This window comes from Streptococcus parasanguinis (assembly GCF_019929185.1).
Taxonomy (GTDB): Bacteria; Bacillota; Bacilli; order Lactobacillales; family Streptococcaceae; genus Streptococcus; species Streptococcus parasanguinis_O.
Genome location: NZ_JAHZPC010000005.1, coordinates 115,260 through 130,771, shown reverse-complemented (window position 1 = coordinate 130,771; position 15,512 = coordinate 115,260). Strand labels below are relative to the sequence as shown.

At 44.1% G+C, this 15,512-nt stretch carries 13 protein-coding genes; 1 reads left to right on the top strand and 12 read right to left on the bottom strand.

The window, feature by feature from the left end; genetic code table 11:
• Positions 1-104: 104 nt before the first annotated feature.
• On the top strand, positions 105-638 hold the full coding sequence (locus tag K1I56_RS05125; protein ID WP_223325434.1) for a hypothetical protein: 534 nt from the start codon (positions 105-107) through the stop codon (positions 636-638).
• A gap of 110 nt (positions 639-748) precedes the next feature.
• Here K1I56_RS05125 and K1I56_RS05120 read toward each other — a convergent pair whose 3' ends face one another.
• From K1I56_RS05120 to K1I56_RS05065, 12 genes are all read right to left on the bottom strand, one after another.
• Positions 749-2,188: a 6-phospho-beta-glucosidase gene (locus tag K1I56_RS05120; RefSeq protein ID WP_223325433.1), complete on the bottom strand. Its 1,440-nt coding sequence runs from the start codon at positions 2,186-2,188 to the stop codon at positions 749-751.
• A 209-nt stretch (positions 2,189-2,397) separates the two neighbouring features.
• Positions 2,398-2,745, bottom strand: coding sequence for a VOC family protein (locus K1I56_RS05115; protein ID WP_003008740.1), 348 nt, complete (start codon positions 2,743-2,745; stop codon positions 2,398-2,400).
• A gap of 109 nt (positions 2,746-2,854) precedes the next feature.
• Positions 2,855-4,630 (bottom strand): pyruvate oxidase, encoded by a 1,776-nt coding sequence (gene spxB, locus K1I56_RS05110; RefSeq protein WP_150906538.1) that lies wholly within the window; start codon positions 4,628-4,630, stop codon positions 2,855-2,857.
• Positions 4,631-5,262: 632 nt separating this feature from the next.
• Complete coding sequence (locus tag K1I56_RS05105) at positions 5,263-7,485, bottom strand: heavy metal translocating P-type ATPase (protein ID WP_223325432.1); 2,223 nt, start codon at positions 7,483-7,485, stop codon at positions 5,263-5,265.
• Between the two features lie 10 nt (positions 7,486-7,495).
• Complete coding sequence (locus tag K1I56_RS05100; protein ID WP_118227837.1) at positions 7,496-7,867, bottom strand: cupredoxin domain-containing protein; 372 nt, start codon at positions 7,865-7,867, stop codon at positions 7,496-7,498.
• Between the two features lie 18 nt (positions 7,868-7,885).
• Positions 7,886-8,281, bottom strand: a complete 396-nt coding sequence (locus tag K1I56_RS05095; protein ID WP_049506522.1) for a CopY/TcrY family copper transport repressor — start codon at positions 8,279-8,281, stop codon at positions 7,886-7,888.
• Between the two features lie 419 nt (positions 8,282-8,700).
• The gene (locus K1I56_RS05090) at positions 8,701-9,333 is read right to left on the bottom strand and encodes an SGNH/GDSL hydrolase family protein (RefSeq protein ID WP_070586870.1); all 633 of its coding nucleotides are present in this window, start codon (positions 9,331-9,333) and stop codon (positions 8,701-8,703) included.
• Entirely contained in the window at positions 9,334-10,182 is an 849-nt protein-coding gene (locus tag K1I56_RS05085) for an HAD family hydrolase (protein ID WP_223325431.1), read from the bottom strand.
• Positions 10,183-10,318: 136 nt separating this feature from the next.
• Complete coding sequence (locus K1I56_RS05080) at positions 10,319-10,897, bottom strand: HD domain-containing protein (RefSeq protein ID WP_223325457.1); 579 nt, start codon at positions 10,895-10,897, stop codon at positions 10,319-10,321.
• Between the two features lie 707 nt (positions 10,898-11,604).
• On the bottom strand, positions 11,605-12,321 hold the full coding sequence (locus K1I56_RS05075) for a DUF554 domain-containing protein (protein ID WP_223325430.1): 717 nt from the start codon (positions 12,319-12,321) through the stop codon (positions 11,605-11,607).
• 23 nt (positions 12,322-12,344) lie between these two features.
• The gene (locus tag K1I56_RS05070; RefSeq protein WP_223325429.1) at positions 12,345-14,009 is read right to left on the bottom strand and encodes a MutS-related protein; all 1,665 of its coding nucleotides are present in this window, start codon (positions 14,007-14,009) and stop codon (positions 12,345-12,347) included.
• Positions 14,010-14,012: 3 nt separating this feature from the next.
• The gene (locus K1I56_RS05065) at positions 14,013-15,356 is read right to left on the bottom strand and encodes a CapA family protein (RefSeq protein WP_411575283.1); all 1,344 of its coding nucleotides are present in this window, start codon (positions 15,354-15,356) and stop codon (positions 14,013-14,015) included.
• Between the last annotated feature and the right edge of the window lie 156 nt (positions 15,357-15,512).

Below are 15,512 nucleotides of genomic sequence, written 5' to 3'. Positions count from 1 at the left end.
TGTCCCCAGGTAGATCTGCATGTTAGATCATCACAAGATGAACTTGACGATCCTTTCTTTCAAAGGGTATAATAGGACCAATGACACAATAGGGAGACTCATCTATGAAAAATAATGCTAAAACTAAAATCAGTCTTGTATCCATCCTTGTCATCCTGGGCGTTGCTGCAAGAATGATGCGAGTCATCCACCGCCAGCAAATCAGGGAGCAAAACAGACAAACCATTCAAACGACTAAAAAGGTTGCAGAGTTTCAGAAAACACTAGACGAGGAAGAAACGAAGAAACGGAACGAAACCTTCAACAAGATTTATAATGAATCCCTTGTTCGGAATAAGTTTGAGAATTGGCAAAAAGTCGATGAACTTCATGGTTTGGGGCAAAGAGCTGGGCAATTTTATATCTATAACTTTGAAAAAAAGGAAGAAATCCTTTTAGAGAATACAGATCAAGCATTTGTTCTACCCATTCGAGACAAGAGCAATAACGTCACATTTGAGGCTATCTTTGCCCACAAGGACGGTCAGTGGCACATCATGAAGCCAGACGGAAGTTCGCAGTTGCAACTAGGAGAAGCCAGCATTTCCGCTGAATCTAAGTTTGTCATCGAGAACAATGTCTTAGACTACGACCAGTAAATAAGGACTTGGCTTAGCTACATACAAAAAGCTTAGGACCCCAGCTTGTGGTTGGGATTCTAAGCTTTTTCGTTTATAGGAGAGAGTCGGCCAGCAAGTACCGAAAACTTTTATTCAACAGAAGCCCCATTTGTCGCAATGACTTCTTTGTACCAATAGAAGGATTTCTTACGTGAGCGCTCCAAGCTTCCCTTGCCTTCATTGTCCCGATCGACATAAATAAAGCCGTAGCGCTTCTTCATTTCTCCAGTCCCGGCAGAGACTAAGTCAATACAGCCCCAAGTCGTATAGCCCCAGAGGACAACGCCATCTTCATGGATGGCCTCCCGCATGGCCTTGATGTGAGCTGCTAGGTAGTTAATCCGGTAGTCATCCTCAATCTCCCCGTCTTCATTTGGGGTATCAACGGCGCCTAGTCCATTTTCCACGATAAAGAGAGGTTTTTGATAGCGATCCCAGATGGTGTTGAGGGTAATACGGAGCCCAAGAGGGTCAATCTGCCAACCCCATTCCGAGCTTTCTAGGTAGGGATTTTTCAGGGAGGCAAAGATATTGCCCGCTGTTTTCTCCCTTTCAGCTGGATCCCCTGAAGCGACCCGACTGGCATAGTAGGAGAAGGAAATAAAGTCCACTGTATGATCTTTCAACAATTGAAGGTCCTGCTCCGTCATCTCAACCGTGATTCCCTGACGTTCCCACTCTTTCTTGGCATAGTTAGGGTATTCCCCACGCGCCTGCACATCGATAAAGAAATAGTTCTTGCGGTCTTCTTCTAGACCAGCCCATACATCCCGCGGAGCACAGGTATGCGGATAGTTTTGACCCGCTGCTAGCATACAACCGACCTTATTGTTAGGGTCAATCTCATGGGCTAGCTTGGTGGCAATGGCTGAAGCGACCAATTCATGGTGAGCCGCCTGGTATTTGACCTGCTCCTCATTCTCCCCTTCTTCAAAGCAGAGACCCGCTCCCATAAAAGGCGCATGGAGGATCATATTGATCTCATTAAAAGTTAGCCAGTATTTGACCAAGCCCTTGTAGCGAGTGAAGAGAGTTCGGCAGAGACGTTCATAACATTCCAACATCTTGCGACTGCGCCAACCTCCATACTCGGTAATCAAATGCATGGGACAGTCAAAATGGGTAATGGTCACCAAGGGCTCAATGCCATACTTGTGGCACTCATTAAAGAGGTCTTCATAGAACTGTAGACCTGCTTCATTTGGCTCTAGTTCATCTCCTTTAGGGAAGATCCGAGACCAGGCAATGGACAAGCGATAGGTTTTAAAGCCCATTTCCCCAAAGAGCGCAATGTCTTCCTTGTAGCGATGGTACATATCAATGCCATCTTTAGCCGGATAAAAATAGCCCTCTTCAAAGTCGAACATCTTTTTCTGACCCGTAATAATGGCATGACGATCAGGACCAATCGGTACCACATCCACATTGGCCAAGCCACGGCCGTCTTCATTATACGCTCCCTCACACTGGTTAGCAGCCGTCGCCCCACCCCAAAGGAAACCATCTGGAAATTGAAGTTTATCGGTCATCTCTCTACCTCACTTGATTTGATAGTTCTATTATACCCTTCTCTTTCCAAAAAATCCTACAAGATCTTATGGAAAACTAAACCTATTCTAAGGTAACTCATACACTTTGGAACATAAAAAAGACTGGATTGCTCCGATCTTTCAAATAGTTCATTTTCTCACATTCTGTTTTAAGAATAGCTAAGGTTGACGTTAAATGACCACGCCTCCTATTTCATACGATAAAAATCAATCACTAAACCAGCTGGGCCTTCAACTAGCAGGCTTTCGGTTCCCCAATCGGTTACAACTGGACCGTTTAAAACTTGGATACCAAGCTCTTTCAACCGTTTGTAGTTCTGGTCTACATCCTCAACCTCGATATGAAGAATGATTCCTGACTGAAAGTTTTCCAAAGGAACCAAATGATTTTGAGACAACATGAGACAGTGACTGCCAATCGTGAACTGAGCAAAACTGTCGTCAACATAATCGGCTTTTTTATCCAAAATATGCTCCAAGTCAGCACAGACCTGGGGAATATTTGAAACGATGATATCTAATTGATTTAAATTCATTTACTATCCTCCACAAAAAGACCGGATTCCCCCGGTCTTTTAAGTTTCTCTCTATGAAAATCAAAGCATAAAATCTACAATGTTTACATTTGATTTTCCACGAGAGGAATTATTTGATTGCGCGTGATTGCAATCCTTCTTCTTCCAAGAAGAGGCGGAATGGTACGAGTTCTTCTGCTTCGTATTTTTCCTTGAAGGCTTTGATCGCTTCTTCTGAGTGTTGTTTTGGATCCAACTCAAGTACTTCTACTGGAAGTGGACGGTCTTGAGTGATGCGAGCATCGATAACAACAGTTTTACCTTCTTTGTTCAATTTAACAGCTTCAGCAACGACTGCGTCGATGGCTTCGATACGGTTTACAGTGAATCCTACAGCACCTTGCGCTTCAGCGATTTTCGCATAGTCAGCATTAGGGAAGTCACAACCAAACAAGTGTTTGTTTGTGTCTTCGTATTTGTCCTTGATGAAGGCATATTTACCATTTGAGAAGACAACATTGATAACTGGAAGGTCGTATTGAACGTTTGTGATAACGTCTGGGTAGCACATGTTGAATGCACCGTCACCCATGATGTTCCATACTTGGCGATCTGGATTGTCTTTCTTAGCAGCGATACCACCAGGAAGGGCAATACCCATTGTCGCAAAGAGTGGAGATGTACGCCACATGTTCTTAGGTGTCATGTGAAGGTGACGAGTAGATGTTTGAGTAGTGTCACCGACGTCGATTGAGTAGATAGCGTCTTGATCAGCATGTTTGTTGATTGCATTGTAAACTTGATACAATTGCAATTCACCCTCAGTTTTACCTTCGAGTTTGTTCATGTAATCACGCCAGTTTTGGTTGTTCTTCACGTTTGCACGCCACCATGGAGTAGACTCAACTGGATTCACTTTATCAAGGATTGCTTTCGCTGCTTGACCTGCATCACCAAGGATGGAAGCGTCAAGAGCATGGCGTTTACCAAGTTTGTAAGGGTCAATATCCACTTGGATGAATTTTTCAGTGTTCTTGAATGCTTCGTAAACTTCAGCAAATGGGAAGTTTGAACCAAGGAAAAGAACTGTGTCTGCTTCAAAGACAACTTCGTTGGCTGGCTTCCAACCAACACGGTAAGCAGAACCTGTCAACCCTTCGTAGTCCCATTCGAAGGCTTCAAAGTTTTTACCAGTTGTAATAATTGGTGCTTTGATCTTACGAGACAATTCAGTGATCACATCACCAGCACCAACACCACCGAAACCAGCGTAGATCACTGGACGTTCCGCATTGTTCAAGATTTCAACAGCTTTATCGATTTCCACTTCGTTCAAGGCAGGAGCGATAAAGCGACGTTCATAAGAACCTGATCCATAGTAAGAGTTTTCGTCGATTTCTTGGAATCCAAAGTTTACGGGGATTTCAACAACGGCTGGACCTTTTTTAGAAACGGCAGCACGGCAAGCTTCATCGATTACTTTTGGCAATTGTTCTGCGTAAGCTACACGTTTGTTGTAAACAGCGATACCGTTGTACATTGGGTTTTGGTTCAATTCTTGGAAGGCATCCATGTTCAGCTCGTTGTTTGGACGTGATCCAAGAATGGCAAGGAATGGAGTGTTATCCATAGCTGCATCGTAAACACCGTTGATCAAGTGAGTCGCACCAGGTCCACCTGAACCAACTGCAACCCCGATAGAGCCACCAAATTTAGCTTGCATAACCGCTGCAAGAGCACCAGTTTCTTCGTGACGAACTTGCAAGAAACGGATATCTTTGTCTTCAGCCAAAGCGTCCATAAGTGAGCTAAGTGTTCCAGATGGGATACCGTAGATCGTATCTACGCCCCATGTTTTCAATACATTAAGCATTGCTGCAGATGCAGTAATTTTCCCTTGAGTCATTCTAACTCTCCTTTAATTCTATTTTGATCCCTTAAAATGCAGCATAGCGCTTCTACTTCATCTTTGCGATCATCTCGCCTTGAAAATGAGTTTTTTCTGACTTTTCTCATGAAAACGATTTACAAAACGATTACAGTATTAATTTATCACAAAGAGATTCACATGTATAAGGATCTGCTCAGAGATGCTCAATCCCTATTCCATAACAGATGCTCTTTTTGAGAAATTTTCACAAACTATCCTACAATAGGGTATTATACTATATTTTCTTACCCTCTATTTTCCCTTAGAGCTGTAAGGAATGATAAAAAAGTACTACAGCATGCTGTAGTACTCAAATTGATGGCAAAGTATTTTTAAAAAAACTTTCCTTAGGTGAGTACGGACGTCAGCGAACTTCTTCGAAGTTCCATGACTTAGTTTTGAGCCTAAGGTCTCAAAACTACCGAGTGCTTGAAATGATAATGTTTCAAGCACTTTTCTCACGGCGGAAAGTTTTCTGTATTTTCTTGATTCAATCTAAAAATTGGAACTTATTTTACTTTATTCGTTGAATCACTTAACTTATATTACTTAAAAAAGTTTGACTACGTTCTAATCGCTACTGCATACTGTATCACTTCTTATTTTCATTAATCAATCTTTGCGACATTGAGGAGCAGCGAGCTGGTCAAAACAGACAAAGAACTAAGGGCCATGGCAAGACCTGCTAGTTCTGGATTGAGGGTCAATCCCAGTCCTACAAAGACTCCAGCAGCAATTGGAATCCCAAGGATATTGTAGATAGAGGCCCAGAAGAGATTGAGTAAGATGCGACGGAAGGTCTTTTGACTCATGTCAAAGGCGCGCACAACGCCAAGCAAATCATTTTGCGTGAGCACGATGCCACCGGACTCGATCGCAATATCCGTTCCAGATCCCATGGCAATTCCAACATCTGCAATCGAGAGAGCTGGAGCATCATTGATCCCATCTCCAACAAAGGCTACCTTACTACTTTCTTGCAGTTTTTGGATGGCGCTAGCTTTTTCTTGAGGAAGGACATCAGCAATGACGGTGTCAATTCCCACTTGCTTAGCAATAGCTTGGGCCACCCGTTCATTATCCCCTGTTAACATGACCGTTTTCAAGCCCCGTTCTTTGAGCTTTTTGATCGCTTCTTTTGAGCTGGCCTTCGGAGCATCTTGAATGGCAATCAAGCCAATCACTTGCCCATCCACAGACAAACTGATCACTGTTTTGGCCTGCTCTTGCAAGTCTACCATCCGTTTTTCAAGCTCCGGATCCATCGCTGTCCCGTCATGAAGTTTGCCATTTCCCAAGGTCACCAACTGCTGGTCGATCTGACCTTGGACCCCTTTTCCTTCAATCGCTTGGAAGTTTTCCACAGGGGATAGCACCAAACCTTTTTCTTCTGCTTGGGATAACACCGCTTGGGCTAGTGGATGTTCTGAAAAAGTTTCAAGACTAGCAGCCAGTGTCAAGACACGCGCTTCATCTCCTACCACATCGGTTACGAGCGGTTGGCCAATGGTGATGGTCCCTGTCTTATCAAACACAACGGTTTGAATCTTTTGCACTTCTTGAAGAACTGTTCCATTTTTAATCAGAACCCCCATCTTGGCACTACGACCAGTTCCGACCATAAGGGCTGTTGGCGTCGCCAAACCAAGGGCACAAGGACAGGCAATAATGAGGACAGAGACTGCATAGAGCATGGCCTCTTGGAGCGACGCGCCCAGAAGCACGGACCAAACCCAGAAAGTCGCAATGGCCAAAATCGTCACCACTGGAACAAAGATACCTGAAATCTTATCCGTCAAATCTTGAATAGGAGCACGACTGGATTGGGCCATTTTGACAAAGTCCACAATTTGAGATAAGAGGGTCTCACTACCGACTTTTTCAGCCTTAAAGAGAATGGTCCCATTGCTGTTGATAGTGGAGCCAATGACTGCATCACCAACTGATTTTTCCACAGGCAAACTTTCACCTGTCACCATCGACTCATCAATGGTCGTACTTCCTTCTACAATCGTCCCATCAACCGCGATCTTTTCCCCAGGACGGACCCGAATCAAATCACCAATGTGGATATCTTCCGCCGCCACCTCGACATAGTTCCCATCACGAAGAACTTGAGCCGTTTTTGCCTGCAAATCCAACAACTTTTCCACAGCCTCGGAGGCATTGTTACGCATCCGTTCCTCAAAGATTTGCCCTAAGAGGATAAAGAAGATGATAAAACCCGCAGCCTCAAAGTATACTGGCTGACCAGTAAAAAGGGCAAATACACTATAGACATAGGCTACCAGGGTTCCAAGAGCTACCAAGGTATCCATATTGGAATGGTGCTTCTTAAATGAGGCCCAGGCACTCTTGATAAAAGGAACTCCTGCCACTAGCATAATCGGCGTTGTCGCTAGAAAAGTCCCCCAGCGACTGACTTGATGGGATACAAATCCTGCCATCATCCCGATCATCAAGATCAATAAGGGAAGGGTAAAGATACTAGTAATCCAAAAGCGACCCAGTAAACCTAAGACACGACGGCGTTTTTCCACAACCGTGTAGGAACCCTTTTGCATCTTCATTCCACATGAAAACTCGAAGTCCCCTGTTTCTGTCGGGGTAAAGGAGATCACCTTATCCACACCGACTTCCAAAGGCTCTAAAATCCCCTGATCTTCAAACAAAATTTCCTTGTAACAGCCGGAAGGATTGACCCGATGGAAGGTGATTTCAGCAGGGATCCCTTTTTGAAGTTGAAATTCCTTTGGACTATAGCCTTTTTCTGCTGTAATACGGATCTTTTGCACTCCGTTTTCCACAACTGCTTTTTGTTTTTCTACCATACCTACTCCTTTATTCCACAATCATGTGACCATGCATCATGTTCATTCCACATGAATACCCATATTCGCCCGCTTTTTCTGGCGTAATTTCAATGACATGTTTTTCACCCAAAGGCAAATCTTCATGAACGCCAAAATCCGGAAAGATCACTTGAGCCAGACATGAAGATGGATCCTTGCGATTAAAGATGATCCGGGCTGGAACATTCTTTTTCAGAACGATGGTTTCAGGCGAATAGCCCCCCATGACTTCGACTTCAATTTCTTGATAACCTGATTTCTGACGAGCGTGGTCGCTTACCTTTTCATGCTCTGCAAAGAACCACCAAGCAATAAAAGCAACCCCAAGTAAACAAACAATACTAATTAACAATCCAAACATTGAAATTCCTTCTTTCTATTACATACAATTGCAAGGGACTGTTTCGACAGCCTCTGCTTTCTTTTCTTCCAGGACCTGCTGCAGCTGATTAAGATCTGCAAGCGTAAAGTCACTCTCCTGAATCAAGTTTTCAAGCACCTGGACAATTCTTTTTGAGCAAACCTTGTCTTTCACCTCCTCAACCACCAAGTCTAAACTCTGGTCCTGCTTCAACAAAGCCGAGTAGACAAAGGCTTTGCCAGATTTTTCTCTGGTCAGACAGCCCTTTTCAACCAAGCGCGTCAAGAGGGTCTTGATGGTCGACTTCGACCAGTCAAAGCGCTCGGACAAGACGGCGATCAAATCCCTGCTGGTCTGCTTGCCTTCCATCCAGATAATTTTCATGATGCGCCATTCCGCATTGGAAATTTGCATGGCTTCTCCTTTCTAAATCTACATTTGTAAATCTTATGATGCTATTCTACTCCTAAGATTTACATTTGTCAACCAAAAAGACAAAAAAATTTCCTCTTGGAAATAGAGGAAGGTAGACAATCTGTTTTTACAAAAAATCATCTAAAGAAATCTAAAAAGAAATAGAATTGATTTCAATTATAAGAACCATTCAAATATTTCCTGAAACTTTCCGCCGTGAGAAAAGTGCTAGAAACACTATTGTTTCTAGCACTCGGGAGTTTTGGAACCTTAGGTCCAAAACTAAGTCATGGAACTTCAAAGAAGTTCGCTGACGTCCGTACTCACCTAAGGAAAGTTTTTAAGAAGACTTTATCTTCAATCTGAAATTTTTCTTTGAAGATTTGTCTAGTTGGGCTTTTTCGCTCCCTATTTTGTCTCTATAATGTCTCCTGCAGAGCTTGGGCTAGAACTCGGTAACCAGCCACACTTAAATGGAGACCATCTGTCGTATAGGCTTCTGCTAACTGCCTCTTTTCATCCAATAAAGACGAATACACATCAATATAGCTGACCTGGTGGTAGGCTTGGGCCAATTCGCGATAGGCCTGGTTAAGGGATTGAATTTTTTCATTGGTCCGCACATAGACCTTTTGCTTGTAGCGCTCTTCTTGACTCACCGGTAGAACCGAGATCAGGTTGATGTGAGTTAGCGGAAAATCCCGCATAATTGCTTGTAAGACCGCTTCTACATTGTCTAGGGTTTCCTTTTGAGGAATTTCTTTTCCAATATCATTGGTCCCGATCAAGAGAAAGATCTGATCCACCGCCGTTCCAAAGACATGGGCGTCTAGATGTTCACGAAGGAGATCTGTCTTATAGCCTCGCACTCCCCGATTGACCATGTGCTTCGGACTTTGTAATAGTTCATGAATGGGGAAATACTCCACGATGGAATCTCCGATAAAGATCAAACCAGGCTCCTTCAGAGGGGCTTGATTGAGTTCCCGATAGGTTGTTACGATCTTCTCCTGCTCCTTTATGAGCCAGTCTTCTAACAGTTGTACTGCCATCTAATTCTTTCCTTTCACTTGTTCCCAGGGGGTCAATCCTAGATACTCTTCGATCACCTGGTAGACACCACCTTCTTGATGGCTCGGCGCTAAGTGTTTGGCAACAGCCTTGACAGCTTCTTCTGCATTGGCCACAGCATAGGAGTGAGTAGCCATTTCAAGCATTTCGATGTCGTTTCCGCTATCCCCAAAGGCCATGACCTGGCTAGCATTAAGCTGCCACATTTCCATTAATTGAGCCAATCCCCAAGCCTTGTGAATGCCTGCTTGTAAGAGATCCATGCTGCCAAAACCGCTCGAAACCGCCATGAGCTGATCTCCAAAAGCCTGCTGGACTTCCCGACGCACTTGATCGAGACGATCCAAGCCAACTACTAAGCTCATTTTAAGCACCTGGTCAAACAAATCGGCTGTCAATTCCGGAACAAACTTCATCCGCTTGTACAAGGCTTCAATCACTTCCGGCTGCATGAATTTCTCAACTTCTGTAAAGACCGTTCCTTCCTTGACAAAGCCACCACTGACAGCTGACACAACCAGCTGGTCTGAAATTTCCCGCCCCTTAAAATAAGCAAGAACCGCCTCTACTAGCTCTCGATCCCAGAATTTTCCCAGAATCATCTGGTCATCCTCAAAAATCCGAGCTCCATTGGCTACGACTAGGGTCACCCGTTTGACCAACGGACCCAAGAGCTGGCGCATGCGATGGATTTCATTTCCCGTCGCAATGACAAAGCGAATCCCTTTTTGATCCAAGTGGTCCAATAGCCTTTCCAGACGCGGAAGATCCACCTCTCCTCGCTCATCTAATAAGGTTCCATCCATATCTGTTGCTATCAACTTAATCATACAATCTAACCTTTTCCCTTTCAAAGGGTGTAAATTATCTGGTTCCATTATACCACAGATCAAGCCAGTCAAAACCACCCATGAAAACAGGTGCCTTCCTCTTAGGCTGAAGGTTGCTACTGATGGCCAAGGGAACTTATGAATATAAGCCCTTTTCTACACTTTCCTGAACCAACTCTTCCGTCAGTTTCCATAATTCTTCCGATTCACTTTTTATAAATTTTTTCTTTTCTAATACCATCTCTGAACGGATATGATCAGGATTATAATTGACTTCTGATACTTCCAAGTGATTGATCAGTGGTACCAATGCGTCAATCACTCTTGCATATCTTGCCTCAGGACTCTGGCCTTTTTCAAACTCCAACCACGAATTTTTCATATTCACATATGTTGCTTCTGGAAGGAGGCTCATTGTTTTTTCTATAGATGCTAACTCTCTATCATGAGCATGAAGCTTTTTTTCATCATCAAACACCCAAGTATCTCCGGCATAAATCTCACCTAAATCATGAATCAGTAACAGAAACATGACCTTTTCCATATTCAATTTTTCAGGATAATAATCTTGCAGAACCATCGCAGCTATCGCACCCTGCCAAGAATGCTCGGCACTATTTTCAGACCGTCCATCAAGGGTTCTATTAAACCTTGTTACCGACTTTAATTTCTCGATTTCTTTAATAAATTCAACTGTTTGATTCAAATCACTCATGGCGACTCCAACCTCCCTATTCGAAATTACGACTATCATACCAAAAATCAGGTTTTCCATAAATGAATTCCCGTATTTGCAAAAAGACAAAGGAAATCATTCAGATTGAATACAAAGTTATCTTAGAAACTTTCCTTCGGTGAGGACGGACGTCAGCCAACTTCGAAGAAGTTCCATGACTAAATCAAGATACTAAGGGCCTCTGGGGATAAAGTTAAAATAGGGAGCAGGACAGAAGCACTGCTGTATGGGATTGCTTCGTTGTCCTGCCCCCACAAGGCTGATTAGGATTCTTCCAAGCTTAGAAAGCGACAGAAGAATTCAATCAGCTACTGTGTCTTGGATTTATTGTTATTGCAGCTTATGTTTTGACACAATCCGTAGCCCGTGTTCAATTCATATTGAGCCTCTTCGCTCTTGAATTTCTGGGCTCAGGCTAAAACAGTTTCCCAAACTGTTTTACTTCCAAAACTCCCGAGTGCCAGAAACAATCGTGTTTCTAGCACTTTTCTCACGGTGGAAAGTTTCAGTGAGTGTTTGAATGAGCCTAATAGTATATATCATTTTAATTTTTTTAAGATCTCTTAAATTGTTTTATGTATAAAAGTCTGCAATCTATTTCCACTGACACCGTGATTTTTTTAATTTCTTGTCTCATGTGAATTTCAAAAAAAGCTAACCTATCTTTACCGGTTAGCTTCTATTTTTTAACCAAGAAAGGCCCAAATAATGGCAATCAGCACTGCAGGCAGGAGATTAGCGACCTTGATTCGTTTACCCCAGATGAGGTTGATCCCAACACAGAGAATGAGGCTGGAGCCGACCAGTGAGAGATTCGACAGCGCTTGTGGGGTCATGATCGGTGCGATCAAATGGGCCAACAGCGTAATCGCCCCCTGAAAAATCACGAGTGGAACCACCGCAAAAATGGCACCCTTTCCTTTCGAAACAGTCAAGACCAGAACAATGACCATATCCAGAATAGCCTTGGCCAACAAGGTCGAGGCGTCCCCTATCAAGCCATCCTGAACAGCTCCGACCACCGCCATAGCCCCGATACAAATGGTCAAGGCCGTGGTCATAAAGGCATCGACAAAGCTGGTATCACCTTGATTGCCCGTCTTTTCCTTTAGCCAGGTTCCCAGGCGCTCAAAACCCTCCTCAATCTTCAAGAGTTCCCCGATAACGGTCCCGATTACTAGACTCAGAATCAACATCATACTGCTGTGACTCTCCACATGACTTCCATGCACCACCAGCATCTTTTCCAAGGTCCCTGCGATGCCCAAGACAAAAACAGCAACTCCTGTCACTTTCAGAAGGGTCTCATGAAAATCTTCTGATAAACGTTGACCGATGAGCAGTCCTAAAAGCCCACCAAATACAACTCCTAAGGCATTATAAAAGGTCCCTAAACCGATCATTTACAAACTCCTTCGTTCATTTTTCATTCTTTTTCAATTTCTTTCAAAGACCAGTGTCCCGTCTCTTCATACTGGTCAATCAAGTCCTTGGATGTTTGCGTAATCTCCTCAGGATAATGTAAGCTTTCTAGGGTATTGACCGCATTCTTGGTCACGGCTGACCCTGGCTTGATCTGGTAGTCAAAGACGATCTTGCCATCCACATAGCGACTATCAAAATGGTAATTATCATTGACTTCACCGGAGGCCGCGACCAGCTCAATATCATGGCTGGAAATCATGTAGAGACAGTTTTGGGCAGCCAACCAGCGGACAATTCCAAGGCCTGATCCGATCCGCTCGATGGTATTGGTCCCCTTAAAGAGCTCGTCAATAAAGAAATAGTGAAAACCTGGCTCTTTGAGGTGCTGAATCATACGCAAAATAGCTTTACTTTCAGTGATAAAGTAGCTATCTCCAACTTCAATATCATCGCTCACATCCATAGCCGTTAGGACATGACCGTAAGGAAGGGCCAAGGTTTCTCCATAAGCAAAGCCCAGCCCTTGAGCCAGAATAGCATTGATAGCGACGGTCTTCAAATAGGTCGATTTCCCAGACGCATTGTCCCCACTGATGACCATATTTTTTTGAAAATGCACATCATTTGCAATCGGATTGGACAGCAAGGGATGATAGAGCGTCTCACCTTCAATTCCACCCGTCTCTGTAAAGACTGGCTGACAGACAACTTCTAGATCCCGCTTATGGCGCAAGAGACTAATAGCAACTTCCATCTCCCCTAGCAGATCCAGAAGCTTCTGGGCCTCTTTTTGATGAGCTTTCACCTGATTGTAAATATAAACCTGAGCGATCTGCGGGAGTAAAAAGAGGACATTGAGGTAGAGGAGAATAATTTCCATCTCAGAGGTCCCCGTTGGACTCTGCAAGACACTGGCAAGGATCCGCGTTTTCTTAAAGGGTTTGACCGCCTGCTTGAGCTCTTCTTGTTGTGGCAAGGCTAGATGGCTCAAGCGTTCTGCCGAAGCAAAGATGCGGACCAGATAACTAACATTGTCCAGACGGATTTTATTGGACCAATTGCGCAAACTTGAAAAGACGATATTAAAAACCACACTGATTACCAAGAGGGTAATCGCCCCAACCGGCTCAAAGGGGATGACAAAGAGACAGAGGATGGGAAGACAGGCCAAGGCTATATAGAGGGGCAAACCTACATAATGCTTGCCAGGATTTGCGACAATACTACGCGCCATGTTGTGGTTCTTCTTGCCCAGTTGGTTGAAAATGACCTGGACCTGGAGCCGCAAATCCGGTTTCTCTTCAAAGAAGGCTTCTAAGTCATGAAGTTGATCCTGAGGCTGGAATTCCAGCAGGCGCATTTTTTGATAGAGAGCTTCTGCCCCAAGGCTCGATTGGGTGTAATTGAGCTGATCAAAGACCGCATCCAAAGCCAAATCATGCCAGGTCTGATCATCCACTTGGCTATCGATCGTCCTTCCCTTAGCTGGATAAGCCAGACTGTCTATCAAACTTTCTTCCGTGTCTTTCTTACGAAAGAAAGGCGCTCCATCCCAAGCTTTTTTCAGCTTTTGCTTGAGACGGATGGCCGTCAGAAATTTGGTTGCCCAAATCACCACCATCAATCCTAGAATCCAAAGTGGGAGCCAGTTTACATTTCCTTCCATACTCTATTCCTTTCCACTCTGAGGCCAATCCAATTGAACATGTTCCTTCATTTCTCGGTAAGCCGTGTCCACTCTCTCCTTGGTCTCCTCATCCAGCTTGTCGCGGTATTTGCCACCCTGGATAAAATCTTCCAAAATATAGGTCTGGTACTTGTACAACTCATAGCCTTCAGGAGAATAGGTCCCCTTCGGAGTTCGACTAACCCAGGTTGGATGAGCAGTCGCTGTCTTAATCTTTGTCTTGCGGCCGACCTTTTCGATGGTCACATCCATCAAGATTCCTCGCTCTGTCCACTGGGCAGTCTCCACGTCCCCCATGGTTTCCAGACGCTGATTAGAAAGGAAATTCCCCATCGAGTAGATGATGAGCTTGTTTTGACCATCTTTATTGACCACTTCAGCAGGCTCTACAACATGAGGATGTCCGCCAAAGACAATATCAGCTCCCCATGAAATCATCTTATGGTAGAGTTCTTTTTGCTCTTCTGTCGGCTCCAACTGGTACTCGATTCCCATCTGGGGCATGACAATAGTGATATCAGCTTCTTGCTCTGCCTTTTGGATCTCCGCCTTCATCCGCTCTTCATCCAAATCAGACAAGACATCTGCTTGCTCCTCTGGAGTGAGCGTCGTTTCCATCCCATTAAAGCCGTAAGCATAGGCTAGAATAGCAATCTTGATGCCATTCACTTCCTTGATCACCAAGGGAGCCTGGCCTCTCTTTTCATGCGTGTAGACACCGACAGGTGTGATGCCTGCATCTTCAAAGGCCTTGGCTGTCGAATAGACCCCTTCTAGACCGGAATCCAAGATATGGTTATGTCCCAAATCCATGACATCATAACCAGCATCCTTGATGGCTGGTACGACTTCGCTCGGCGCATTAAAAAGAGGATATCCTGACAAATAATAATTCGGGTTAATGGTTCCCTCAAAATCGCCCAAGGCTAGATCCGCTTTTTGTAGCCAGGGTTTGACATACTCATAATTTTCATGAAAATCATAGCTTCCATCTTCTTTTTGCGCGCTCATATAAAGCAAATCATGGTAGAGCTGGTCTCCATTCGCCATGATCCGCGCTGTATGAGGAATCTGATCAGCCGGTGTTTTTGCCTTATACACAACCTCTGGCCGTTCGGTTGCGGTGATCGGAAAGCCTTGGAACTTTTGCACCCACAAAATGGCATTGGCCACTATGAAAACAACAGACAAGAGCACATAGACAAACTGCTCATTGGTCAGCTGAATCCTTGAAAAGAGACGATCAAAAACCCAGTCAAAGGCTGCCGATAGCTCTTTTCCCATCGTTTTGATGGTTCCTTTCACATTCTCCCACTTCTCTAACATTCCTACCTCTTCTTCGTATCTGATTTCTCCAATGATCCGCCAACAGATTGAGCTGTCATTGAAATACTTTCTATTCATTGTATCACAATTTTTAAGAGGAGAAAAAAAGTTCTGCAAAACAGAACTTTTAAATGATTTACTACTTGAAACAATAGA